A 23,494-nucleotide genomic window follows, 5' to 3' on the forward strand; every position below is an offset into this window, starting at 1 on the left:
TGCCGGTCCAACAGCACAGGGTTGCGATGGGATCGTCTGAATCGTCTCGAACGCCAGAAAATCCACCGCGCAGGGGCTCGGTGCTCCTCGCACTCCGCTACTACTCCAAGGAGCTCGCCCGGCTCCGCCGTCTGACGGCGCCGGCGATGCTGCTCCCGGCCCTCGGCAACATCGGCATCAACTACATCGCGCCGCTGATCGTCGCCAAGCTCGTCGGCCGGATGGCCGCGGGCGACGACGTCAACGGCATCGGCATCGGCGCGATGCTGCCCTACGTCCTCGGCTTCGGCGGCGTCCTGCTGCTCGCCGAGGCCCTGTGGCGCATCGGCCTGCACTGCCTCAACCGCCTCGACGCCCTCGGCATCGAGCACCTGTACGTGATCGGGATGGACGAGCTGTTCGCCAAGGACGCAGCGTTCTTCCACGACAACTTCGCCGGATCGCTGACCAAACGGGTCCTCAGCTTCGCCTCCCGCTTCGAGGAGTTCGTCGACACCCTCACCTTCTCGGTCCTGGGCAGCCTCGTACCGCTGGCCTTCGCCTCCGTGGTGCTGTGGTTCTACGAACCGCTGCTCGTCGTGGGCCTCCTGGTGATGATCGCCGTGACGGCCCTGGGCGTGGCGCCGCTGATCCGCCGCCGCCAGGCCCTCGTCGACCAGCGCGAGGAGGCCATCGCCCGGGTGTCGGGGCACGTCGCCGACAGCCTGATGAACATGGACACCGTCCGGGCGTTCGCCGCCGAGGAGCGCGAGGCCGCCGAGCACCGGTCCCGGGTGGCGGAGTCCCGGCGGCTCGCGCTCCGCTCCTGGGACTTCGGCAACCTGCGCATCGACACGGTGGTCGCGCCCATGTCCGTACTGACCAACGCGTTCGGCCTGCTCGTCGCCGTCGCGCTCGGCGCGGGGGAGCACGGGGTCGAGGCGGTCATCGTCGCCTTCGCCTACTACTCCAGCGCCACCCGCATCATGTTCGACTTCAACCAGATCTACCGCCGTCTGGAGCGCTCGATGACGGAGGCCGCACAGTTCACCGAACTGCTGCTGACACCGCCGGCGGTGCTCGACCCGGAGTCGCCGGAGCCGCTGCGGCTCCGGGCCTGCGCCGACGTGCGCTTCGAGCGGGTGACCTTCGCGCACGGGGGAGCCGAGCCCCTCTTCCAGGGCCTCGACCTGGACGTGCCCAGCGGCGCGAGGATCGGCCTCGTCGGCCGGTCCGGCGGCGGCAAGACCACCCTGACCCGGTTACTGCTGCGGATGACGGACATCGAGGCCGGCCGGATCCTGATCGGCGGCCAGGACATCAGCCGGCTGAGCCAGGCCGACCTGCGCAGCCGGATCGCCTACGTGCCGCAGGACCCGGCGATGTTCCACCGCACCCTGCGGGACAACATCGCGTTCGCCCGGCCGGACGCCACGGACGCCGAGATCCGCCGCGCCGCGGAGGCGGCACACGTCACCGAGTTCGCCGACGCCCTGCCCGACGGCTTCGACACCATGGTCGGCGAACGCGGCGTCAAACTGTCCGGCGGACAGCGCCAGCGGGTCGCGCTCGCCCGCGCGATCCTGCGCGACGCACCGATCCTGCTGCTCGACGAGGCCACCAGCGCCCTGGACTCCGAGAGCGAGATCCTCGTCCAGGAGGCGCTGTGGCGGCTCATGGACGGCCGGACCGCGCTCGTCGTCGCCCACCGGCTGAGCACCGTCGCCAGCATGGACCGCCTCGTCGTCCTCGACCGCGGCCGCATCGTCGAACAGGGCACCCACGACGAACTCCTCGCCTCGGACGGCACCTACGCCCGCCTGTGGCACCACCAGTCCGGCGGCTTCCTCAACGACACCCCCGCCCCGGACAACGTCGTCTGACCACCACCCCGGACCCGCTCCCCGCGTCCCGCGTCCCGCACGGTACGTCCGCCTCGGCTCACGTGCCCTGCGGGCAGCGGTCCGGGACGCGTGCCGGCCGGTCCCGCCCCGGCGGTCACGGAAGGCCCCGCCGGTGTGCCCTGCTCACCCACCCGGAGCAGCTGCACCTCCCGTGCGGGCGGCCGGTCCCGTTCCATGCCGGTATCCGAGAACGGGGCCCGCCGCGGAATCCGCGCCGGAGCGCCGCCCCGCCCGACCCGCGCCACGGGGCCCCGGCAGCAGGTGCCCGGCGCCGCCCGCGGCCGTAGCGTGGGGGCGGGGAGGGGAGGACGGGACCGCGACGGCGAAGGGACTCGTATGCGCCGCTATCCGCCGATCGGGGACCACGGCCTGATCGGAGACCTGCGGACGGCCGCGCTGGTCTCCTCCGACGGGGTCGTCGACTGGTTCTGCGCCCCGCGCTTCGACTCGCCCAGCCTCTTCGCGTCCCTCCTGGACCACGACCGCGGTGGTTACTTCGCCGTCACCGCCGACGACCCGGACGCCGTCACCCGCCAGCTCTACCTCGCGGACACGGCCGTCCTCGTCACCCGGTTCATGACCGAGGAGGGGGTCGGCGAGGTCATCGACTTCATGCCGCTGGGCGAGGCCGAGGCCCCCGCCGACCGGCACCGGATCATCCGGATCATGCGGGTCACCCGCGGCACCGTGCGCTTCCTGATCGACTGCCGGCCCGCCTTCGACTACGGGCGCGAGGAGCACGGCCTGGCCGTGGCCGAGGACACCGCCCACTTCACCACCCCGGACCTGACCGCCTTCCTGCAGACCGGGAGCCCGTTGCGGCTCACCGCGGACGGGGCGGGCGTACGGGGGGAGGCGCTCCTGCGGGCGGGCGACACCACCACCGCCGTGCTGACGGTGTGCCACGACCCGGCGGCGGGCGTGCCCGAGCCACCGACCGCGGCGGGGGTGCGCCGGGCGTTCCTCAGCACGTACGGCTACTGGCACCGCTGGGTGCGGCGCAGCAGGTACCGGGGCCGCTGGCAGCAGATGGTGAACCGGTCCGCGATCACCCTGAAGCTGATGACGTACGCCCCGACGGGCGCACCCGTGGCCGCGGTGACCGCAGGGCTGCCGGAGCGGGTGGGCGGGGAGCGGAACTGGGACTACCGCTACACCTGGGTGCGGGACGCCTCCCTGTCCGTGAAGGCGTTGGTGGACCTGGGCCTGGAGGAGGAGGCGGAGGCGTTCCGGCGCTGGCTCGGCGCACGGGTGCAGCACGGCCGCACGGTGACCGGCGAACCGCTGCAGATCATGTACCGGGTGGACGGGGACCCGCACCTCGCCGAGGAGCTCCTCGACCACTTCGAGGGGTACCGCGGGTCCTTCCCGGTGCGGGTCGGCAACGGCGCGGCCGGGCAGCTCCAGCTCGACATCTACGGGGAGGCCGTCTACGCCCTGAGCCACGCCGCCGACCTGACCCAGCTGGCCGGGTACGACGGCTGGCTGAACCTCAGCGCTCTCCTCGACTGGCTGGCCGACCACTGGGACCGGCCCGACGAGGGCATCTGGGAGACCCGCGGCGGCCGCCGGGACTTCACCTACAGCCGGCTGATGTGCTGGACGGCCTTCGACCGGGGGATCCGGCTTGCCGGCCAGCTGGCCCGGCCGGCCGACGTCGCCGGCTGGACCGCGGCGCGGGACGCGGTGTTCCAGCAGGTCATCGACCGCGGGTACAGCGCCGCCCGGCAGGCGTTCGTCCAGTACCTCGACGGTGACGTACTGGACGCGTCGCTGCTGCTGATGCCGGTCGTCGGATTCCTGTCCCCGCGCGACCGGCGGTGGCTGTCGACCCTGGACGCCATCGAGGCCGACCTGGTCTCCGACAGCCTGGTGCACCGCTACGACCCCGAGCTGGCCCCGGACGGGATCTCCGGCGACGAGGGCACCTTCTCGCTGTGCACCTTCCTCTACGTCGGCGCCCTCGCCCGGGCCGGGCGGCTCGACATGGCCCGCTACGCCTTCGACAAGATGCTGACGTACGCCAACCACGTCGGGCTGTTCGCCGAGGAGATCGGCCCGACCGGTGAACAACTGGGCAACTTCCCGCAGGCGTTCACGCACCTGGCGCTCATCACGGCGGCCATGGCCCTCGACGAGGAGCTGGACCGCGCAGAGCGCTGAGGGAGCCGTGCCGCAGACGACCTGCGGCCGGTCAGCGGTGGTACGCCGCGGCCGCCGCGAAGGAGGCCGCGCTGGCGGCCGGCGTGGCCAGGACCGCGACCCACGAGCCGTCGGTGAACTCGATGTCCACGCGGCCCTTCTGGAGCATGCCCTTCGGGTTGGCGCGCAGCGCGGAGACCGCCGCCCGCGGGGCCTCCCAGTACGGCTTCATCACGGGCGTCGACCGCCACAGCGGCGAGACGTCGGTCAGGGCGAGCCAGCGGCGGTCGGTCACGGCGAGGACGCCCTGGACCGAACCGCGGGCGCCGGCCCGGCTGATGAGGAAGCGTCCGGCCGCGCTCTGCCAACCGCCCTCCATGCTCGTGCCGTGCATCATGCGGGCGCCGAGGTCGTCCACCGCCTGCGGCATCCGGTCGACGGCGGCCGCGGCGGCGGCCGGACCGGAATGGCGGGGGTCGAGCGCGTGGGAGGCCAGCAGCCGGCGCAGCGGGCCCGGTATGCGGTCCTCGATGCGCTGGGCGAGCGCGGCGGGTTCGGCCGGAGGGATCAGCCCCTCGGGCGGGGACGGTACGCCGGGGCCGAGCTCGTAGCCGCATGCGGCGATCAGCCGCTCGCCCTGGTGCATGAAGTTCTGGGCGTGTTCGCGCGCCTGACGGTTCAACGCGTGCGCTCCTGTTCCATTTTCCGTGGTTCGGTCCGTGAATGGGTTGCCGGACTGGGGATGATCTTGCCCGGTCGAGGGTCATTGTCCCTGGGGGGAAGGTTTTGTTCCGCACTGGGTGTCCTGTGAACCGGACGGGAGTGCGAACTCCATCCGACCGGCTCACAATTGGGATTCGGCCGGAACTGGAGCCCCCAACACCCTTGCTGTGTCCGGAACGTGACCTGCTGTCAAGAGACGTGTTCAAAGCCGCTAAGATTCCGGGCCGTTGTCATATGATCATTCGCTTTCGATCGTTTGAGGGTTCTGATGGTTCGCGTGGGATCGTCGCCCGGAAGTCCAGGGCCCACCTCACCCGTCGTATGGGCGCTCCCCGCCCTGGCGACCGCCGCAGCCACGGTCGCCGCCCTGGTGCTCGTGTCCGCACCCGCCCGCACTCCCGTGGCCTGGGTCGGTGCCGTCGCCTGTGTCGCGGTCGCCCTCGCCTGCGGTGAGGCGGCCCGCCGGGGCAAGGCCATGGCCGCTCTGCGGGCCGCGGCCGCCGCCCAGGAGGCGGCGCTCGTCCGGCAGCAGGTGGAGACCGTACGGCTGGCACAGGAGCTGCTGCCCGATGTCGTGGAACGCCTGCGCAAGGGCGAGTTCCCGGAGGAGGTGCTCGCCTCCCTGGAGGAGCCCGGTACCCACGGGCCCGGCCTGAGCCCCGAGTTCAGGGCCGCCCACCAGGCCGTGCTCCGCTCGGTGCTCGACGCCGTCGTCGCCGAGGAGGACCTGCGCGACTCCGCGCAGCGCGCCTTCGTCAACATCGCCCGTCGAGTTCAGGCCATTGTGCACCAGCAGGCCCAGGAGCTCCGCGAGATGGAGGACCGGCACGGCCGCAGCCCCGACGTGTTCGGTGATCTGCTGCGCCTGGACCACGGCACCGCGCTCATCGGCCGGCTCGCCGACTCCATCGCCGTCCTCGGCGGTGCCCGCCCGGGCCGCCAGTGGTCCAAGTCCGTCCCGCTGTACAGCGTGCTGCGCGGCGCCATGTCGCGGATCATCGACTACCAGCGCGTCGAGCTGCACTCGGTCTCCCAGGTCGCCGTCGTCGGCCCGGCCGTCGAACCTCTCATCCACGCGCTGGCCGAGCTCCTCGACAACGCCACCCGCTACTCGCCGCCGCAGACCAAGGTCCACCTGACCGCGGTGGACGTGAACTCGGGCATCGCCGTCGAGATCGAGGACGGCGGCGTGAGCATGAGCGAGGAGGCCCGCAAGCGGGCCGAGCGCATGCTCCGCCAGGCGCAGCAGGGCATCGACCTGACCGACCTCGGCGAGACGCCCCGCCTCGGCCTCGCGGTCGTCGGCCGGCTGTCGCAGGCGTACGACTTCCAGGTCTCGCTGCGCTCGTCGGCGTACGGCGGCGTGCGCGCCGTCCTGGTGATCCCGCAGGCCCTGATCACCGCGGCCTCGTCCGCGACCGGCGTCGCGCACGGCATCGGCACCTCCTCCGGCCCCCGGGCGGCCCTGCCGCTGGTGTCCGCCCCGGCCGTCGCACCCGCCACGACGGGCATGCCGGCCACCATGGGCATGCCAGCCACGTGGGGCATGCCGGCCACGTCGGGCATGCCGGCCGTGCAGGCCGAACCCGTCGTGCACACGCGGCCGGTCACCGGCCCGCAGCACCCGCTGGAGATCGACGAGGTACCCGTGGTGACGGAACGCACCGCCACCGGTCTCCCGCAGCGCCGCCGCCGGACCCGGGCGGCCGGGCCCGACCTGCCCGGCACCCACACCGGCGGCGGCACCGGCACCGACCCGGTCATCGAGGCGGCGGCGGCCGCCGCGGCCCGGGCCGGAGCCGCCCCGGCGGCCGCACCGGCGCCGGAACCGGAGGTACAGCCCGGCATGTGGCTGGCCGCCTTCCAGGGCGGCCTGACCGGAGAGAGCAGCAGCAGGACCGTCGCCGGCCGCAGCGGCGCAGCAAGTCAGAACACAGACGCCTCGCCGAGCCCGGCGAGCAAGGGGGAACAGCCGTGAGCCAGCAGCAGAGCAACATGGACTGGATGCTCAAGGACCTGGCCGAGAGCGTTCCGCAGACCCGGCACGTCATCGTCCTGTCCGCCGACGGCCTGCGCATGGCGCAGTACGGCGCGGAGACCGACACCGCCGACCGGCTCGCCGCCGCCTGCGCCGGGCTGCAGAGCCTCGCCGGCGCCGTCGCCACCGAACTGCCGCACAGCAGCGGCCGGATGCGGCTCGTCGTCATCGAGATGGACGGCGGGTTCTTCTACCTGATGGCGGCCGGCGCCGGCGCCTACCTCGCCGTCCTCGCGAACGAGGGCGTCGACGCAGGCCTGATGGGCCAGCGGATGCGCGACCTCGTCGCCCGGATCGGAGAGCACCTGAGCAGCCCGCCGCGGCGCGACGGGCAGCCCGCGTGAGCAACCCGGGCCGGGACTGGGAGGAGGGCACTCCCGAGCGGCTGTACGTGATCACGGGTGGGCGCAGCGGGGCGGACACGCCCGCCCCGCTGGACCTGGTCACCCTGATCATCGCCAAGTCGGGACCCAAGCCCGGGATGCAGCCGGAGCACACGGCGATCATGCGGCTGTGCCAGTCGCCGCTCTCGGTGGCCGAGGTGTCCGCATACCTCGGCCTGCCGGTGAGCGTGGTCACCGTGCTCCTCGGCGATCTGATCAACGACGGCCGTGTGCTGTCCCGCCCGCCCGTCGCCCCCGCCAAACTCCCCGACCTGGCACTGATTGAGGCAGTCATCGATGGACTTCGAAAGCTCTGAGCCGTCCGCGGCATCCCACCACGGGCACCTCCGGGCCGGCCCGCGGCGCGAGGAGGTGCTCCCGGCCACGGCCGCCGCCGCGGTCAAGGTGGTGATCGTCGGCGGTTTCGGGGTCGGCAAGACGACCCTGGTCGGCGCCGTGAGCGAGATCCGGCCGCTGACCACCGAGGAAACGATGACCCAGGCCGGGGTCGGCGTCGACGACACGGCCGGCGTGGAGCGGAAGACCTCCACCACCGTGGCCATGGACTTCGGCCGCATCAGCATCAACGAGGAGCTGGTGCTCTACCTGTTCGGCACCCCCGGCCAGGAGCGCTTCTGGTTCCTGTGGCGGGGCCTGTTCGAAGGCGCCCTCGGCGCGGTCGTCCTGGTCGACACCCGCCGGCTGGAGGTCAGCTTCGACGTGATCGGCCGGCTGGAGGAGCGCGGCGTGCCGTTCGTCGTCGCCGTCAACTCCTTCCCCGACGCGCCCGAACACCCCCTGCAGGACGTGCGCGCCGCCCTCGACCTGCCCGAGTCCGTACCGCTCGTCCTCTGCGACGCCCGGCGGCGCGACTCCAGCCGTGACGTCCTGATGACGCTCATGCGCTACCTGCACTCCCTCGCCGTCACCCCGGAGGCCTCGTGAGCACCCCCCCGCCGTCCGATCCCGCAGCCCCGCCGCCGGGCTGCCCGGCCCACCGGCTCTACGGCCCCGAAGCGGAAGCCGACCCGTCGGCCCTGTACGAGAAGCTGCGCGCCCAGTACGGCCCCGTAGCCCCCGTACTGGTCCAGGGCGACCTGCCCGCCTGGCTCGTCCTCGGCCACCGCGAGAACCTCGACGTGGCCCGCACCCCGTCCCGTTTCTCCCGCGATCCGCGCCGCTGGCGGGACATGCAGGAGGGCAACGTCCCGCCGGACCACCCGCTGACCCCGATGACCGCCTGGCAGCCGGTCTGCCACCTCGTCGAGGGGGCCGAGCACGAGCGGCTGCGCGGCGCGGTCACCGAGTCGCTGGAGCGCTTCGACCGGCGCGGCATCCGCCGCTACGTGACGCGCTTCGCCCACCAGCTGATCGACGGGTTCGCACAGACGGGCCGGGCCGACCTGGTCTCGGACTTCGCCGAACCGCTGCCGATGCTGGTGATGACGCAGCTCGTCGGCATGCCGGACAGCTACGGTCCGCGCCTCGTGGAGGCCGCCCGCGACATGATCAAGGGCACCGAGACCGCCGTCGCGAGCAACCGGTACGTCACCGAGACCCTCGAACAACTGGTCGACCGCAAGCGGGTGGTCCCCGGCCGGGACTTCACCTCCTGGCTGCTGGAGCATCACACGCAGCTCTCCGACGAGGAGATCGTCGAGCACCTGCGCCTGGTGCTGATCGCCGCCTTCGAGTCGACGGCCAACCTGATCGCGAACACGCTGCGCGTGATCCTGACCGACCGCCGCTTCCGGGCGAGCCTGTCCGGCGGCCACATGACCCTGCCGGACGCCCTGGAGCAGGTCCTCTGGGACGACCCGCCCTTCATGACCATCCTGGGACGCTGGGCCACCGGCGACACCGAGCTCGGCGGTACCCCGATCAGGGCCGGGGACATGCTGCTGCTGGGCCTGGCCGCGGGGAACGTCGACCCGGAGATCAGGCCGGACCGCACCCTGCCCGTTCACGGGAACCGGTCCCATCTGGCCTTCAGCGGCGGCCCGCACGAGTGTCCGGGGCAGGACATCGGCCGTGCCATCGCGGACACCGGGATCGACACCCTGCTCGCCCGGCTGCCGGACCTGGAGCTGGCGGTGTTCGAGGGGGAGCTGCGCTGGAAGGCCTCCCTGATGTCGCGGCACCTGGTCGAACTACCGGTCCAGTTCTCCAGGCGCGGTGGCTCGGTCACGGGCTCCACTCCGGTGCCGGCGCGCGTACCCGCACCGGCACCGGTCCGGGTGACCGTCCCCCGGGCGGCCGAGCAGCCGGTGCGCCGGGCCCCGTGGTGGGCCCGGCTGATCGGGCGGCGGTGAAGGACCGTAGCCGTCACCGGTCGAGCTGCTGCCACCACCAGGCGAGGGCCGGGACGGGCAGCGGCTCGGTGCTCGGGTCGGAGGGCGCCGAGCTGTAGGTGATGTCGTACGAGGCCCCCTCGACCGGCAGGGCGTTGCGGTTGCGGGGGCTCGTGTAACGCGGTGCCCGGTTGTGGTATTCGATGTCGCCGGCGATCCAGTGCTCCAGGGAGCGCAGGTACCGCAGCAGCTCCGCGTCCGCGCCCCGCGCCACCTGGTCGCGGAGGGTGACGAACAGGCCGACCACGCGGTCCCGGAAGGCCACCGCCTCCTCCAGCGCCCGGTCCGTTGCGAGACCGCGTTCCTGGGCCAGGACGTTGATCAGGTTCGCCTCCAAGGGCTCCTGGTCGTCGTCCTTGTTGTACGAGAAGACGTCGTTGTCGCAGCCGATGATGAAGCTGGCGGCGTCGGTCAGAGCCTGGACCGGTGCCGAGTGCAGGGTCCGCCGCGGGAGTTCCAGCCCGTTGGCCGCGTCGCACCAGGCCAGGGTGAAACGGCCGCCGTTCACCGAGGTCCGCATCGCGGCGAACTCGTTCAGGGACGGCATCACGCCGCGCTCGACGTACACCGACTGCCAGGCCGAGCCGAACACCCAGTCCCGGATCCCTTCCGCGACCCTGTTCAGCTGGACCGGGGTGAGCATCTCGTGGGCGCGGGCCACCAGGTCCTCCAGTGCCGCGGTGAACGGACCCGGCGGCAGCAGGGCGGATCCCGGCGCCTCGACGGCCCGCACCAGCCGGGCCCCCTGGTCGGCCACGGAAGCCGTGCGGGACGAGGTGTCGCCGGAGTCCTGGAGGTCGTCCATGAAGAAGATCCAGTAGTTCCACTGCGTGAACAGCAGCATCGTCTCCACGTCGCCGTACGGGATGAGCCGGGCGGTGAAGTCGGCGCTGTGGCTGGCGAGGCCCCAGGCGCGCTCCGTGGCGTCCGGGTACAGGCCGTACCCGTCGATCCAGCTGACGGCTCGCTCTTCCAGCTCCGCGACCTTCGGGTGGATCAGACCCTGTTCGAACGGGCAGTAGAACGGCGGGAGCTGCCAGCCGATCCGGGACGGCGCGGAGCCCTGGGCGTACGAGGCGGGCACGGAATCAGTTCCCTCCGCGCAGACGGAACAGCAGCAGCCGGGTCTCCAGCGCGTGGTCGCGCCAGATGCGGAACAGCTTGCCGTGCGTGATCGCGGACTCCTGGAGCCGCTCGCGCGACCAGGCGGAGCGGGCGCCCTGGAGTTCCACCCGGTCCAGCTCGGCGGTGTTCCAGGCCATGGACTGCACCCAGAACTCGGCCACCCGGTCGGTCACGTCCTCGTCCTGCTCCAGTTCAAAGCCGGCCGCCTCGGCGGCGCGCAGGTACTCGGTGAGCGTGCCCAGGCGGGTCTTGTAGTAGCCGTCGATGAACTCGGTCCACTCCGGCCGGCAGATGAAGTGCTCCTGGATGCCGAACCAGCCGCCGGGCTTCAGGCAGGACGCGACGACCTGGAAGAGCCGCCCGCGGTCCATGTACCCGGAGCTCTCGTTGGCGTACGCACCGTCGAAGTCGCCGCCGGTGTACTCGTGGACGTCGGTGAGGAGCGGGGTGATCCGGTCGGCCACCCCGGCCTGGCGGGCGAAGTCCTGGATCACGGGTATGTGGTCGGCGGCCACGGTCAGGCCGGTGACGTGTGCGCCGTGCTCCTGCGCCCAGTAGAGGGAGCCGCCGCCGACGCCGCAGCCGATGTCGAGGAGCCGGCCGGGCGGGTTGGCGTACGCGCCCCACGCGCGGGCGGCGTGCTCGACGATCGCCTCCTGCGACTCGACGATGCGGCGCTTGAGCACGCGCTGCGTGACGGTGGTGTTGGGGGTGGCGCCGGGTCCGAACAGGCCCATGTGGAAGTGCACTCGGGGGCCGGGTCCGTACTTGTGGAGGATGTCCGCGGTCTTGCGGGTGTAGTAGAGCGGCACTTGGCTCTCGTCGAACGCCTTGCCACCCCGGGGGGTCTGGATGACGAGGTTGCTGTCCATCGGGTCTCCGGTCCTGCGGTCCTGTGGGGGGTGTTTCTCGGCCGCCCCACTCTGCCCATAAGTGATCAATAAAAGTCCTCGGCCACTCAAGACATGAGCATAGCCACAGCTGAAACGGCTACAATTCCGGCCATTTGATGGCACGTCAGGGATCTGCGCCAGCCAATTTTCGTTAATCGGCCGCAAGTTGCCCGGAATACCTCCCCCTTCGGCCGCCCGGTGGTGCGGTTCGGGGCATTCGGGTGGTCCGGACCCGTCGGCGGTTGGTCGCCGGTGGGTCGGTGCGGCGGCTAAAATGGGAACGTGAGTACGAATATCGAGGAATCCAGGCCCGCGCTGAATTCGGAACTGTCCGGAGCGGAACTGCGGCGCTGGTACTGGACCCTCGCCGAGCTGACCTCCCTGGCGCGCACCATGGGCCTGTCCACCGGCGGCGGCAAGGCCGCGCTGACCGACCGCCTGGCCGCCGCCCTCGACGGCCTCCCGGCCCCGGCCCCCGCCCCGGCGCGGCGGCGTACCGGCCGCCAGCTCACCGCGCCCGTCGACCGGGACAGCGTGATCCCCGAGGGCCAGCGGTGCAGCCAGGTGCTCCGGGAGTTCTTCGTCCGGGAGATCGGGCCCGCCTTCCACTTCGACGCCTTCATGCGCGACTACGTCGCCGGGGGCGCCGGCCGCACCCTCGGCGACGCCGTCGCCCACTGGCACGCCACCCGTACGGAGGCCGCCGGGCCCCAGGAGGTCGGGGCCCAGTTCGAGTTCAACCGGTTCCTGCGCGACTGGCACGCCGGCCACCCGGACGGCACCCGCACCGAGGCCCTCGCCGCCTGGCAGGCCCACCGGGCCCGCCCCCGCAGCTGACCCCGTCCCGCCCGCCCGTCCGCGCCGGTGCTAGGAGCGGGCGTACGCCAGCCGGACCACCCCGTTGCCGAACGTGCGGGTCCCCTCCAGCCGGAGCGGCGTCCGCCCGTCCACGGGCGCGAACAGCGGCTTGCCGCGGCCGATCCGCACCGGGTGCACGTAGATCCGGTACGCGTCCACGAGGTCCTGGCGCAGGAACGAGGCGGCCAGGTCGGCCCCGCCCAGCATCAGGTCGCCGCCCGGGCCCGCCTTGAGCGCGGCCACCTCCTCGGGGACGACGTCCCGTACCACGGTGGTGTTCCAGGCGAGGTCCTCCTGGCGGAGGGTGCGCGAGTACACGTACTTGGGCTTGTCCCGCCAGATGGCCGCGAACTCGGCCTCGGGCCCGGCGTTCGCCGGATCGGCGTCCGCCGTCGGCCAGTAGTCGGCCATGAGCTGGTGGACGACCCGCCCGCTGAGGAAGGCGCCCGCCCGGCGGAGCTCCTCGTTGAAGTGCCGGTGCAGCTCGTCGTCGACGAGGTGCCAGTCGATCTGCCGGTCCGGACCCTCGACGTACCCGTCGAGGGAGACCGACATCATCAGGACGATCTTTCGCACGGCACCCCACGCTACACATACTGGCTGCCGTGAAGAGCGAAACCGCCGCAGACGACCCCGTCCTGTTCCACACCGAAGGGCGAACGGGGGTGATCACCCTCAACCGGCCCCGGGCCCTCAACGCCCTCACCCACCCCATGGTGCTGCGGATCGAGGAGACCCTGCGCGCCTGGGAGCGGGACCCGGCCGTCGCCCAGGTCCTCGTCCGCGGGGCCGGCGAGCGCGGCCTGTGCGCCGGCGGGGACATCCGCGCCATCCACGACGACGCCAGGGCCGGCACCTCGGCCTCCGCCGCCTTCTGGCGCGACGAGTACCGGCTCAACGCCCTGATCGCCCACTACCCCAAGCCGTACGCGGCCCTCATGGACGGCATCGTGATGGGCGGCGGCGTCGGCGTCTCCGCGCACGGCAGTGTCCGCGTCGTCACCGAACGCTCCCGCGTCGCCATGCCCGAGACCGGCATCGGCTTCGTCCCCGACATCGGCGGCACCCACCTCCTCGGCCGGGCCCCCGGCCTGCTCGGCACCCACCTCGCGCTCACCGGCACCGCCGTGGGCCCCGCCGACGCGATCCTGTGCGGCCTCGCCGACCACTTCGTCCCCGCCGCCCGGCTCCCCGAGCTCACCGCCGCCCTCGCCGACGCGCCCGTCCACGAGGTGCTCGTGCACCACACCGCCGCCCCGGCCCCCGGCGAGCTGGCCGCCCGCCGGGACTGGATCGACCGCTGCTACGCCGCCGACACCGTCGAGGAGATCGTCGAGCGTCTGCTCGCCGAGGGCGACCCCGCCGCCAAGGAGACCGCCGAGACGATCCTGACCAAGTCCCCGACCGCGCTCAAGGTCACCCACGCCGCCGTCCGCAGGGCCCGCGGCCTGGGCACCCTGGAGCGGGTCCTCGCCCAGGAGTACCGGATCTCCTGCCACGCCCTGCGCTCACCCGACCTGGTGGAGGGCATTCGCGCCCAGGTCGTCGACAAGGACCGCACCCCGCGCTGGTCACCGCCCGCCCTGCGCGACGTCACCGACGAGGACGTGGCCCGGTTCTTCGCCCCGCTCGGCCCCGGCCGCGAACTGGAGCTGCCCGAACCCCCGGCTCACCGGTAGCCGGTGGTGTCGGCCGGCCGGCCCGGGTCCTGAACCTCGACCAGGTAACGCCAGGCGTCCGGCCGGCTTCCGTCGAGGTCGGTGAAGCCGTACTCCCGGGCCAGCTGCCCGCTGGACAGCGACCGCCCGTTCCAGCGGGCCACCTCCGGGTCCGCGGCCAGCGCCGCCACCGCCCGGCCGACGTACGACGGGGTCTCGGAGATCGCGAAGTGCGGGGACCTCGCCACCGCGTCGCGCCAGTTCGCCTCCGTCACCCCGTGGGCCTCCAGCATCATCTCCGAGCGCAGCCAGCCCGGTGTCAGGGCCACCGCCGTCGCCCCGCGCGGCCCCAGCTCGTGCCCGAGTGAGAACGCCATGCGCAGCACGGCCGCCTTGGCGAGGTCGTAGAAGAACGACACCCGGTAGTGGCCGGTGTTGTAGTCGGCCGTGCCGTCCGTCATCTCCACCACCAGCCCGCCCGGCTCCCGCAACAGCAGGGGAAGCGCGAAGTGGCTGGTGATCACATGGGTGTCCACGGCGAGCCGGAGCAGCCGCAGCCCCTTGTCGAGGTCGTGCTCCCACACCGTGCTGTCCCACTCGAACAGCCGCTCCCCGCCCCAGATGTCGTTCACCAGCACGTCGAGGCGGCCCTGCTCGGCGGCGATCCGCCCGACCAGCGCCTCCACCTCCTCCGCCACCAGGTGGTCCGCGCACACCGCGATCCCCTGCCCGCCCGCCGCCGTGACCAGCTCCGCGGTCTCCTCGACGGTCTCCGGCCGGTCGTACTCCGAACGGCGGCCGCGCGTACTGCGCCCGCTCACGTACACTGTCGCGCCCTGCGCCCCCAACTGGACCGCGGTGCCCCGGCCCGCACCCCGCGTCGCCCCCGCCACCAGGGCGACCTTGCCTTCGAGAGTCCGCCGCGTCTGCGTCATCCCCCGACCCTATGCCGCCCGGCCCCGACCTCCGAGGAGACCGCGCCCGATGCCCCCGACCGGCATGACCAGCTTCGACGAGGTCTACACGCTCCCCGACCCGCGCGGCTACTTCACCCGCCTCGCACCGTACGCGTACCAGACCCCCGCCCACGCCCAACCGGTCTTCCGCGCCCTCGCCGCCGAACTCGGGCCCGACCGGCCGGCACTGCTCGACCTGTGCTGCTCGTACGGGATCAACGCCGCCCTCGTCAACCACGACGTGACGCTGGACGAGCTGTACGCGCACTACACCGCGCCGGAGGCGGCCCGGCTCGACACCGCCGCGCTCATCGACCGGGACCGCCGCTTCTACGCCGCCCGACGCCGCCCCGACGCCGTCCCGGCCATCGGCATCGACGTCTCGCGGCCGGCCGTGGAATACGCGGTCGCGGCCGGAGTCCTCGACGAGGGCCACGCCGTGGACCTGGAGACCGCCGAACCGGGGGAGCGGCTGCGGCGCTCGGCCGCCCGCGTCGGCCTGATCACCGTCACCGGGGGCACCAGCTTCCTCACCGAGCGGACCTTCGGCCGGCTGCTCACCGCCGTCGGCCGGCCGGTGCCCGTGGCAGCGTTCGTCCTGCGCACCCACGACTTCCGGGCCGTCGCCGGCTGCCTGGAGGCGTACGGGCTCACCGTCGAACGGGCCGACGGCACCAGCCCGCAGCGCCGCTTCACCGACCCGGAGGAGCAGCGGCGCGCCGTCGCGACCGTCACCGCCCTCGGCGAGGACCCGGCGGGGAAGGAGACCGCGGGCTGGTTCCACACCCGGCTGCACCTGGCCCGGCCGGCCCGGGCCGCCCCGCCCGTCCCGCCGGTCACGGGCCGGTAACCCGCTCTTGTCCAACCCGCCCTCCGCAGCGCACTGTTGGCCGGGAATCGTCCCCACCGACAGGAGATCCCGCTTGTCACCCGACACACCCGCCCGCACCGCCACGCCCGCGACGGAGACCGGGCCCGCGCCCGCGGCCCCGTACGCCGTCGACCCGGCCGGCGGCTGCCCGCACGCCCTCAACGCCTCACTGCGCGGCCGGGGGCCCGTCGCGGACGTGGTCCTGCCCGGCGGGGTGCCCGGCGCGGTCGTCCTCGGCCACGACGCGCTCAAGGAGTTCCTCGCCCACCCCGACGTGGCCAAGGACTCCCGGCACTGCCCCGCCCTGCACGACGGCACCATCCCCCCGGACTGGCCGCTACGGGTCTTCGCCAACGCGCAGGGCATGCACACCGCCGACGGAGCCGACCACCGCCGGCTGCGCTCCCTCGTCGGCAACGCCTTCACCGCCCGCCAGGTGGAGCGGCTGCGCCCGCGCATCGAGGAGCTGACCGCCGGGCTGCTGGACGACCTCGCCCGGGCGGCCGACGCCGACCCGGACGGCGTCGCCGACCTGCGCGGCCACTTCGCGCTCCCGCTGCCGATGAGCGTCATCTGCGAACTCCTCGGTGTGGACCCCGGGCACCGCGAGCGGCTCCACCACCTCTCCTACACGGTGATCATCGACACCGGGATCGGCCCCGCCGAGAAGTTGGCCGCCGCACGCGAGCTGGTCGCACTGATGGGCACCATCGCGGCCGCCCGCCGGGCCGCCCCCGGCGACGACCTCACCAGCGCCCTCATAGCCGCCCGCGACGACGACGGCGACCGGCTCAGCGAGCCCGAACTCATCGGCACCATGCGCCTGATGCTGGTCGCCGGCCACGAGACCACCCTCAACCTGATCAGCAACGCCGTCCGCGCCCTGTGCACCCACCGGGACCAGCTCGCGATCGTCCTGGACGGCGGGGCGAGCTGGTCGGACGTGGTGGACGAGACCCTGCGCTGGGACGGCCCGGTCAGCTGGTTCCCGTTCCGCTACCCCACCCGCGACCTGGACCTCGGCGGACACGTCGTCCCGCGGGGCACCCCCGTCCTCGCCGGCTACACCGCGGCGGGTCGCGACGGGGCCTTCCACGGCCCGGACGCCGACCGCTTCGACGTCACCCGCCCCGGAGCCGCCCGCCACCTGTCCTTCGGGCACGGCGCGCACTACTGCGTGGGCGCCCCCCTGGCCCGACTGGAGGCCGTGATCGCCCTGGAGCGGCTGTTCACCCGGTTCCCGGACCTCGACCTCGCCGTCCCCGAGACCGAACTGCCGCGCCAGCGCAGCTTCATCGGCAACAGCGTCGAGGCCCTCCCGGTCCGCCCGGCCGGACCCGGACACCGCACCGCGTGACGGAAGGTCAGCCCGGCTCTACCGGACCGTGGCGGTCCCGGGCTGATCACCGTTCGTCGAGGGCGACGCCGGGGAGTGCCCCCGGCGCCTCGCCGCCCGGCACCGCGCACTCGGCGCACTCCCTGCCCCCGCACGGCACGCCGTTCATCCGGTCATGCGCCCGATTGTCGTGAATTCGTAACAACGCGCGGCGTGCGGACGGTTGTTGCAGGTCAGGCGGAGGGGCTTGCATAAGCTCTTGTTGTCCATATGTGGAGAAGCAGAGATGAACTCGGACGCAGGCAGGTAAATCCCCGCAATCCTGGTGTCCGTGTCGACGGAGTCTCGGGCGAGTGCCACAGCAGGGAGCGGCGCCGGGGCGGGGGGCCGGGTTGCCGGCAGGAAGACCTTTCACGGAACGGGGAAGCATCGTGTCCGACTGGGACATCAAGCCGGATGGCGTGCGCGGGGTCCTGAGCAAGACCGCGGAGGCCGCCAGCAAGTTCGAGGAAGAGTTCACGTCGTACGGCGACGGCCTGGTGGGCGCCGCCACGTCGGCGGGCACGATGGTGCTGGGTGGGACCGAGGTCCCCAAGGGCGGGGCTTTCGGCCCTGTGGCGCAGGCGTTGCAGGAGTTCCAGCAACGGACGGAGAACGACCTGAAGTTCCTTCCGGTCCGGACGGGGAAGTCCATCACCGGGGCGCGCCTGGCCACCGAGGAGTACGTCAAGGGTGACCTGGAGATGGCGAAGAACAAGCAGGAGGAGTACTCCAAGGCGCCGACTCCGGAAGAGATGAAGGGCCCCAAGAAGTGATCGACCTGGGGAAGATACCGACCTTCACGGGCAATCTGGAGACGTTGGAGAAGCATGCTGCTTCGCTGAAGACGACCGCTTCCAGCATCCGTGGCACGGGCCGGGACGTGCACAACGCCTTTCAGGCGTTGGATCCGGTCTACGATGCGCCCGAGCAGGAGCAGTTGCTCAACTCGACGGTTCCGGTGCGGGACAAGGCGGATGCGTTCGCGACGAAGCTGGAGTCCGTCAGTGGTGCGTTGACGACGTTCGCGTCGAGCGCGCGTCCGCTGGTCGACAAGATGAAGCAGCTCCGCGTGGACGCGGAGAAGTTCGTCGCGGACAACAAGGACGATGACGACTGGCAGCAGGACCAGGGCAAGATCGACGAGAATGCGCGTCTCGTCCGCGAGGTCGGTACGACGTGGGTGGCGTTCCAGGGCGTCGAGCGCGATGCGGCCAACAAGATCACCGCGTTGGTGGGCGGCACGCACTTCGTCGTCGACGACGGTTCGCACAAGGCCGGCATGTACGGCTTCAAGGAAAGCGACGTCAAGGATGCGAAGGAGACGCCCTGGGGGACGGCCGACGAGCGCGAGTACACGGGCCTGCGGGCTGCGTGGGAGTGGACGAAGGACAACGTCGGCGGCGCGCTGAAAGGTTTCTTCGTCGATGGTGTCGGAGGCACCCTCAAGGGCCTGGGCAGCATGCTCAACATCTTCGACTGGGACAACTTCAAGAAGACCTGGTCGGGCATCGGCGACGTCTTCGGCGGTATCAGCGGGTACCTCATCACCCCGTACGACTGGGCGATGGACAAGATGTTCGGCCCGGTCGACCACAGTGACCGCGAACGCCAGAAGGCGGCCCTGCGCAACTTCGGCAAGTCGATGGTCGCCTGGGACGAGTGGGACAAGGACCCCTCGCGGGCGTTCGGGACGGTGGCGTTCAACATCGTGACCCTCGGCTCGGGCACGTTCCTCAAACTCGGCAAGGCCGGCCAGGCCGGAAAGCTGGGCGTGGGCGCGGAAGTCCTGACCGCGGTGGGCAAGGCGGGCGCGCTCGTCGATCCGATGAGCTACCTCGGCAAGGCGGCGGGCCTCACCAAGCTCAAGGTCGGCGACCTCATGGAGGGCCTCAAGGCCAGCCGGGCGGGCGTGGACGACATGGCCAAGAACATGCCCACGGGCACCTCCCCGCACCCGACCGACGCGACCCCGGCCCCCGGACACACCGGGGACTCGCCCTCGACCCCCGCCGGCTCCACCGAGAAGACGCCCCCCGGCCGCGAGTACGTCGACCACGCGGGCCGCAAGCGCGTCATCGGCAACGACGGCGTCATCAGGGACGAGCACGGCAACGTCGTTCCCGACACCGAACCCGTCAGGGAGCCGCACAAGGACGACCTGCCCAACGTCAAGGAGCGCGAGACCGCTCCCGCCAAGGAGAAGGAGAGGGTCCTCGAAGGCGCGGGCGGCCCCAGCCACGTGGAGAGCGGAACGGGCCACCCGACCGGTGGCGGCGGTGCGCACAGCACGCCGCACGTGGGCGGGCGCACCGGGGAACCCCCGACCGCCCACGCGCCGTCCCACGGCGGTGGCCACGGTCCCGGCGGTACGGCACACGGCCCGACGGCCCATGCCGGAAACCACGGCCCGTCGTCCGATGCCGGGCACAGCACGCCGCGCACGGGTTCCGGGGGCGCCGGCCACGGCACGACCGGTGGCGGGGGCCACCAGCCCGGCCACGCCGGGGACAGCGGCTCCGGAGGGCACCAGTCCGGCGGCTCCGGTGCGGGGCACGGCGGTCACGATCCGTCCGGCGGCAGTGGCCACGGCACCGGTCCGCACGACCCGGCGGGTCACGGTTCCGGTTCCGGTCACGGTGGCGACCCGCACGACCCCGCGGGCGACGTCCACTCGCCCGAGGACCCGGCCGCGGGCCGGCCGGACACGGGTTCGGGTTCGGGGTCGGGTCACGGCGAGGACGGGTCCACCCCCCATCAGGATGCGCCGGAGGTGGAGGAGTTTCCCCCGCTGCCGAAGGGCGGCCGCATCCCCGAGCACACCTTCGATCACGTGATGAAGGGCGAGCTCAAGTATGATCCCAATGGCAACCCCAAGGTGACCGGATACCATTTCCGGCCCGATGGCCGTGATCTCAATCCCTACATGGTTAAGGTCCCGAGGATCATCGAAATCGATCACAAGACGGGACTGACCACGGGCAATGTGTGGATGCGTGATCCGCGAACCGGGGAGATGGTGATGAAGCGGAACAAGTCGACCTTCTTCCCTCCGGGTTGGACGGAGAAGCAGGTCAGGCGCGCCATGGAGAAGGCCTTCGAGAACGGCCGGGTGGTCAACCCCGTCACCAACAAGTGGCAGGGAGACTGGAAGGGCATCACCTTCGAAGGCTATTTCGACCCGATCACGGGTGACGCGAAGACCGTTTACCCGATCCTGCCGAAGAAGTAGGCAAGAAGGAGAGCAGAGCAGTGATCCGCACTCAGTACTACGTTGAGAATCAGTTCGGGGTGCCGCACTTCTCCGGGCCTGACGAGCTGATGTTCCTGGGAGAGTGGGTAACGTCCGATATCCAGCTCTCTCCGCTGTCCATCCTGGAAGCGATCGACCTCGTGACCGAGGCCAAGGCCGACCCGGGCTTCGCACCGGAGGACCTGGGCGGAAACGCGCACACCGTCACCATCGGCCCACAGGGCGTGAGGGTGGAGAACCACTTCGTCGAGCACGTCCAGGGTGAGTACACCCTCGACGACGCGTTCCGGGTGCTGGTCGACTTCTGGGACTACTGCTGTCAGTCGAATCCCGACAAGGTCGACTCACGACGGCGTGAGTACGCCGAGGAGCACGGTCGCGACCCGCTGGCCGGAATCCGCGACTTCCTCGGGGCGTGACCGCCCCGCTGAGCCGCCCGCGCCGGTCGTGACCGCGGGTGGCTCAGCGATGGCGGACGTGTCGAAGGCTGTGGGGGAGAACGTGTCGTCTGGTGACCGTAACAACTGGAAGCCGGCTGTGCTCCCGGCCGACCCCGAGGCCACAGGGCAACTGCAGGAATGGCTCGCCTCGGAGGAATACGACCTCAATGGCATGGGGCGCGACTTCCGGGGCGCCGACCTCTCGGGCGGAGATTTCTCGGATGCGTGGTTCACCGACGCGGTCCTCGCGGGTGTGCGACTCGTCGGAGCTTCCTTCTACCGGGCCGACCTGCAGTCGGCGGATCTGACCCGCGCCGATCTGACCGGTGCGGATCTAGCCAGGGCGAACCTCGACGGGGCCGTGCTCCGGTCGGCGCGGCTCGACGGGGCCAAAATGCCCCGGGCTTCGCTGTGTGATGTCGACGCGTCAGGGGCGAGCTTCCGCGGAACGAGCATCCTCGGAGCTTCGCTGCTCGACACCGATATGAGGGGGGCGGACCTGGCCGATGCTGTCCTCTACGAGAACTTCTTCGAGATCAAAGTCGACGACTCCACGGTGGTGCGCGGGCTGACCGGAACCGTTTTCGGGCCGATCACCGTCTTCAGTGGCGAATCGTCCCGGGAGCTGGCCGGCGTAGAACTCGAGTCATGGATCGGTGCGCGCGGTGGGCAGGTCCAAGTGATCCCTCCGCGCCGCCCGCCGAAGTAAGGCCTGTGTGGTGCTGATGGCCTGGCACGACTTCTCGATCGATCGGAAGTTCTCGGCGGGCAGCGTCCGCGAAGCGTTGAGCAAGTGAAGAGTTGAATGATCATGCCGTCTGGTCCCCGTAGGAGCTGGAAGCCGACCGCGTTCCCGGCCGACCCCGAAGCGACACGTCGGGTACGGGAATGGCTTGCTGAGGAGGGCCACAGCCTCAACGGTGTCGAGCACGACTTCCGGGGTGCCGACCTGTCGGGCGGAGACTTCTCCGGCTCGTGGTTCACCCAGGCGGTCCTCGCGGGAGTGCGGCTTGCCGGAGCGAGTTTCTACCGCGCCGACCTGCAGTCGGCGGATCTCACCGGTGCGGATCTGACCGGAGCCGACCTCGTCAGGGCGAACCTCGACGGGGCCGTGCTCCGGTCGGCGCGACTCGACGGTGCCGACATGGTCAAAGCCTCGCTGCACGGGGCCGACGCGTCCGGAGCGAGCTTCAGAGGAACGCGGATCATGGGGGCCTCGCTCTTCGGCGCCGACATGAGGGGAGCGGACCTGACCGACGCGGTCCTGTTCCAGAACACCTTCAAGGTCACGGTCGACGACTCCACGGTGGTGCGCGGCCTGACGGGCACCGTCTTCGGGCCGATCACGCTCTTCAGCGGCGCATCCTCCCGACAGTTGGCCGGCGCGGAGCTCGAGGAATGGATCGGTGGGCGGGGCGGGCAGGTCGAAGTGATCGCTCCACGCAGGCCCCCGCAGTAGGGCGGATGCGCCCCTTTCCGTAATCCGCGACCGTCGTCGCAGATGGCACGTCAGGAGCCGGGCCCGTACACCGTTGTCGTGCGGGCGAGGAGGAGAACAGAGCAGTGAGCCGCACTCAGTACTACATGACGGACCAGTTCAATACGCCGCACTTCTTCGGGCCTGCCGAGTTGAGCGTCCTGGGGGAGTGGGTGACGGCCGACATCCAGCTCTCGCCGCTGTCCGTCCTGGAGGCGATCGACCTCGTGACCGAGGCCAAGGGCAACCCCGGTTTCGTGCCGGAGGACTTGGACGGGAACGCGCACACCGTCACCATCGGCCCGCAGGGCGTGCGGGTGGAGAACCACTTCGTCGAGCACGTTCAGGGTGAATTCACCCTCGACGAAACGTTCCGGGTGCTGGTCGACTTCTGGGACTACTGCCGCCTGGCGAATCCCCAGAAGACCGACTCGCGCCGGCGTGAGTACGCCGACGAGTTCGGGCGTGATCCCTTGGCCGGGACCCGTGACCGCCACGACACGGGGTTCGAGATCCGGGAGGGCCGCTGCCCCGTCGGGCCGCGTCGGATCGCCGAAGCCGCTGATCTGGCCGATGCCGTCGGTGAGATGTACTCCTCCGAATCCGAGGACGCCGTCCTCGTGTGGAACCAGGTGCCGATCCGGCTGACGTACCGCTACGACATCGCGGTGTTGCTGGACGACCTGGTGCCGCTGCTGGAGGAGGTCCGGCGACCGGAATTCTCCGCGGCCGAGGTCTTCTGGGGGTCGGACACCTTCTCCGCCGAATGGGAGCTTGCCCGTGAGGACGGCGGCCTGAGGATCCGGGCGCGGTGGCACAGCACGCTCGGGAACCACGAGTCCCTGCTCACCGAGCGGGGCGATGTGACGGTGGCGGCGGAGGAATTCGTCAGCGAATGGTCCAAGGTCCTGTGGCGCATCGTGACCGATGTCGAAACGGGCTCCGTGGAGTTGGCGGACGACGACCTCCTCGTCCGCGCCAAGGCGCTGCTCGGGACGACGGAGACCGGGCTACCCGGCTGATCCAGGTGGCGACGCCGAGATGACAGCCGATCAGATATGACCAGAA

At 71.5% G+C, this 23,494-nt stretch carries 22 protein-coding genes; 17 read left to right on the forward strand and 5 right to left on the reverse strand.

Annotation, left to right across the window (positions count from 1 at the left end; translation table 11 throughout):
- The first annotated feature begins 26 nt into the window (after window positions 1-26).
- Window positions 27-1,862, forward strand: coding sequence for an ABC transporter ATP-binding protein (locus ACZ4VL_RS20920; RefSeq protein WP_468201919.1), 1,836 nt, complete (start codon window positions 27-29; stop codon window positions 1,860-1,862).
- Window positions 1,863-2,219: 357 nt separating this feature from the next.
- Window positions 2,220-4,046: a glycoside hydrolase family 15 protein gene (locus ACZ4VL_RS20925; RefSeq protein ID WP_468201921.1), complete on the forward strand. Its 1,827-nt coding sequence runs from the start codon at window positions 2,220-2,222 to the stop codon at window positions 4,044-4,046.
- Window positions 4,047-4,077: 31 nt separating this feature from the next.
- Here ACZ4VL_RS20925 and ACZ4VL_RS20930 read toward each other — a convergent pair whose 3' ends face one another.
- Entirely contained in the window at window positions 4,078-4,707 is a 630-nt protein-coding gene (locus ACZ4VL_RS20930) for a hypothetical protein (protein WP_468201923.1), read from the reverse strand.
- 309 nt (window positions 4,708-5,016) lie between these two features.
- Between ACZ4VL_RS20930 and ACZ4VL_RS20935 the strand changes: the two genes are divergently transcribed.
- From ACZ4VL_RS20935 to ACZ4VL_RS20955, 5 genes are read left to right on the forward strand one after another with little or no spacing between them, the layout of a single operon-like run.
- On the forward strand, window positions 5,017-6,726 hold the full coding sequence (locus ACZ4VL_RS20935) for a sensor histidine kinase (RefSeq protein WP_468201926.1): 1,710 nt from the start codon (window positions 5,017-5,019) through the stop codon (window positions 6,724-6,726).
- Window positions 6,727-6,743: 17 nt separating this feature from the next.
- Window positions 6,744-7,130 carry a roadblock/LC7 domain-containing protein gene (locus tag ACZ4VL_RS20940; protein WP_179178042.1) on the forward strand — a complete coding sequence of 129 codons (387 nt, stop codon included), beginning with the start codon at window positions 6,744-6,746 and terminating at the stop codon, window positions 7,128-7,130.
- Window positions 7,127-7,486: a DUF742 domain-containing protein gene (locus ACZ4VL_RS20945; protein WP_404234859.1), complete on the forward strand. Its 360-nt coding sequence runs from the start codon at window positions 7,127-7,129 to the stop codon at window positions 7,484-7,486. Before ACZ4VL_RS20940 ends, ACZ4VL_RS20945 begins: the two co-directional genes overlap by 4 nt.
- Window positions 7,467-8,114 (forward strand): GTP-binding protein, encoded by a 648-nt coding sequence (locus ACZ4VL_RS20950; RefSeq protein WP_468201928.1) that lies wholly within the window; start codon window positions 7,467-7,469, stop codon window positions 8,112-8,114. Before ACZ4VL_RS20945 ends, ACZ4VL_RS20950 begins: the two co-directional genes overlap by 20 nt.
- Window positions 8,111-9,481: a cytochrome P450 gene (locus ACZ4VL_RS20955; RefSeq protein WP_468201931.1), complete on the forward strand. Its 1,371-nt coding sequence runs from the start codon at window positions 8,111-8,113 to the stop codon at window positions 9,479-9,481. Before ACZ4VL_RS20950 ends, ACZ4VL_RS20955 begins: the two co-directional genes overlap by 4 nt.
- Window positions 9,482-9,494: 13 nt before the next feature.
- Here the strand turns inward: ACZ4VL_RS20955 and ACZ4VL_RS20960 are convergent, their stop codons facing one another.
- Entirely contained in the window at window positions 9,495-10,604 is a 1,110-nt protein-coding gene (locus tag ACZ4VL_RS20960) for a terpene synthase family protein (RefSeq protein ID WP_468201934.1), read from the reverse strand.
- A gap of 4 nt (window positions 10,605-10,608) precedes the next feature.
- The gene (locus tag ACZ4VL_RS20965; protein WP_468201936.1) at window positions 10,609-11,517 is read right to left on the reverse strand and encodes an SAM-dependent methyltransferase; all 909 of its coding nucleotides are present in this window, start codon (window positions 11,515-11,517) and stop codon (window positions 10,609-10,611) included.
- A 303-nt stretch (window positions 11,518-11,820) separates the two neighbouring features.
- Here ACZ4VL_RS20965 and ACZ4VL_RS20970 point away from each other — a divergent pair, with 303 nt between their 5' ends.
- Window positions 11,821-12,375, forward strand: coding sequence for a DUF6434 domain-containing protein (locus ACZ4VL_RS20970; RefSeq protein WP_468201938.1), 555 nt, complete (start codon window positions 11,821-11,823; stop codon window positions 12,373-12,375).
- A gap of 30 nt (window positions 12,376-12,405) precedes the next feature.
- On the opposite strand, the gene ACZ4VL_RS20975 is transcribed toward ACZ4VL_RS20970, so the two are convergent.
- Window positions 12,406-12,972: a dihydrofolate reductase family protein gene (locus tag ACZ4VL_RS20975; RefSeq protein WP_468201940.1), complete on the reverse strand. Its 567-nt coding sequence runs from the start codon at window positions 12,970-12,972 to the stop codon at window positions 12,406-12,408.
- Between the two features lie 29 nt (window positions 12,973-13,001).
- On the opposite strand from ACZ4VL_RS20975, the gene ACZ4VL_RS20980 reads away from it, so the two are divergent.
- Window positions 13,002-14,075 carry an enoyl-CoA hydratase/isomerase family protein gene (locus ACZ4VL_RS20980; RefSeq protein ID WP_468201943.1) on the forward strand — a complete coding sequence of 358 codons (1,074 nt, stop codon included), beginning with the start codon at window positions 13,002-13,004 and terminating at the stop codon, window positions 14,073-14,075.
- On the opposite strand, the gene ACZ4VL_RS20985 is transcribed toward ACZ4VL_RS20980, so the two are convergent.
- Window positions 14,066-14,989, reverse strand: a complete 924-nt coding sequence (locus ACZ4VL_RS20985) for an SDR family oxidoreductase (protein WP_468201946.1) — start codon at window positions 14,987-14,989, stop codon at window positions 14,066-14,068. The genes ACZ4VL_RS20980 and ACZ4VL_RS20985 overlap by 10 nt on opposite strands.
- 49 nt (window positions 14,990-15,038) lie before the next feature.
- On the opposite strand from ACZ4VL_RS20985, the gene ACZ4VL_RS20990 reads away from it, so the two are divergent.
- The 8 genes from ACZ4VL_RS20990 (at window position 15,039) to ACZ4VL_RS21025 (ending at window position 23,448) form a co-directional block, all read left to right on the forward strand.
- Entirely contained in the window at window positions 15,039-15,860 is an 822-nt protein-coding gene (locus tag ACZ4VL_RS20990; protein WP_468201948.1) for a hypothetical protein, read from the forward strand.
- A 73-nt stretch (window positions 15,861-15,933) separates the two neighbouring features.
- The gene (locus ACZ4VL_RS20995; RefSeq protein ID WP_468201951.1) at window positions 15,934-17,238 is read left to right on the forward strand and encodes a cytochrome P450 family protein; all 1,305 of its coding nucleotides are present in this window, start codon (window positions 15,934-15,936) and stop codon (window positions 17,236-17,238) included.
- A gap of 410 nt (window positions 17,239-17,648) precedes the next feature.
- Window positions 17,649-18,032 carry a DUF6507 family protein gene (locus tag ACZ4VL_RS21000; protein ID WP_468201954.1) on the forward strand — a complete coding sequence of 128 codons (384 nt, stop codon included), beginning with the start codon at window positions 17,649-17,651 and terminating at the stop codon, window positions 18,030-18,032.
- The gene (locus ACZ4VL_RS21005; protein WP_468201956.1) at window positions 18,029-20,488 is read left to right on the forward strand and encodes an EndoU domain-containing protein; all 2,460 of its coding nucleotides are present in this window, start codon (window positions 18,029-18,031) and stop codon (window positions 20,486-20,488) included. The genes ACZ4VL_RS21000 and ACZ4VL_RS21005 overlap by 4 nt, the downstream gene beginning before the upstream one ends.
- A 20-nt stretch (window positions 20,489-20,508) precedes the next feature.
- Window positions 20,509-20,928 (forward strand): hypothetical protein, encoded by a 420-nt coding sequence (locus ACZ4VL_RS21010; protein ID WP_404234835.1) that lies wholly within the window; start codon window positions 20,509-20,511, stop codon window positions 20,926-20,928.
- Window positions 20,929-20,977: 49 nt separating this feature from the next.
- Window positions 20,978-21,658, forward strand: a complete 681-nt coding sequence (locus tag ACZ4VL_RS21015) for a pentapeptide repeat-containing protein (protein ID WP_468201959.1) — start codon at window positions 20,978-20,980, stop codon at window positions 21,656-21,658.
- A gap of 102 nt (window positions 21,659-21,760) precedes the next feature.
- Window positions 21,761-22,408 (forward strand): pentapeptide repeat-containing protein, encoded by a 648-nt coding sequence (locus tag ACZ4VL_RS21020; RefSeq protein ID WP_468201962.1) that lies wholly within the window; start codon window positions 21,761-21,763, stop codon window positions 22,406-22,408.
- A 104-nt stretch (window positions 22,409-22,512) separates the two neighbouring features.
- Window positions 22,513-23,448 (forward strand): hypothetical protein, encoded by a 936-nt coding sequence (locus ACZ4VL_RS21025; RefSeq protein WP_468201964.1) that lies wholly within the window; start codon window positions 22,513-22,515, stop codon window positions 23,446-23,448.
- Window positions 23,449-23,494: the final 46 nt, after the last annotated feature.

The sequence above is a fragment of the Streptomyces sp. NPDC029014 genome (assembly GCF_055564695.1).

Excerpts from the sequence above, each read along its gene's own strand:
- ACZ4VL_RS20920 (WP_468201919.1), top strand. The coding sequence starts at position 27 with ATGGGATCGTCTGAATCGTCTCGAACGCCAGAAAATCCACCGCGCAGG.
- ACZ4VL_RS20925 (WP_468201921.1), top strand. The coding sequence starts at position 2,220 with ATGCGCCGCTATCCGCCGATCGGGGACCACGGCCTGATCGGAGACCTG.
- ACZ4VL_RS20935 (WP_468201926.1), top strand. The coding sequence starts at position 5,017 with ATGGTTCGCGTGGGATCGTCGCCCGGAAGTCCAGGGCCCACCTCACCC.
- ACZ4VL_RS20940 (WP_179178042.1), top strand. The coding sequence starts at position 6,744 with ATGGACTGGATGCTCAAGGACCTGGCCGAGAGCGTTCCGCAGACCCGG.
- ACZ4VL_RS20950 (WP_468201928.1), top strand. The coding sequence starts at position 7,467 with ATGGACTTCGAAAGCTCTGAGCCGTCCGCGGCATCCCACCACGGGCAC.
- ACZ4VL_RS20965 (WP_468201936.1), bottom strand. The coding sequence starts at position 11,517 with ATGGACAGCAACCTCGTCATCCAGACCCCCCGGGGTGGCAAGGCGTTC.
- ACZ4VL_RS20985 (WP_468201946.1), bottom strand. The coding sequence starts at position 14,989 with ATGACGCAGACGCGGCGGACTCTCGAAGGCAAGGTCGCCCTGGTGGCG.
- ACZ4VL_RS20990 (WP_468201948.1), top strand. The coding sequence starts at position 15,039 with ATGCCCCCGACCGGCATGACCAGCTTCGACGAGGTCTACACGCTCCCC.
- ACZ4VL_RS21015 (WP_468201959.1), top strand. The coding sequence starts at position 20,978 with ATGGCGGACGTGTCGAAGGCTGTGGGGGAGAACGTGTCGTCTGGTGAC.
- ACZ4VL_RS21020 (WP_468201962.1), top strand. The coding sequence starts at position 21,761 with ATGCCGTCTGGTCCCCGTAGGAGCTGGAAGCCGACCGCGTTCCCGGCC.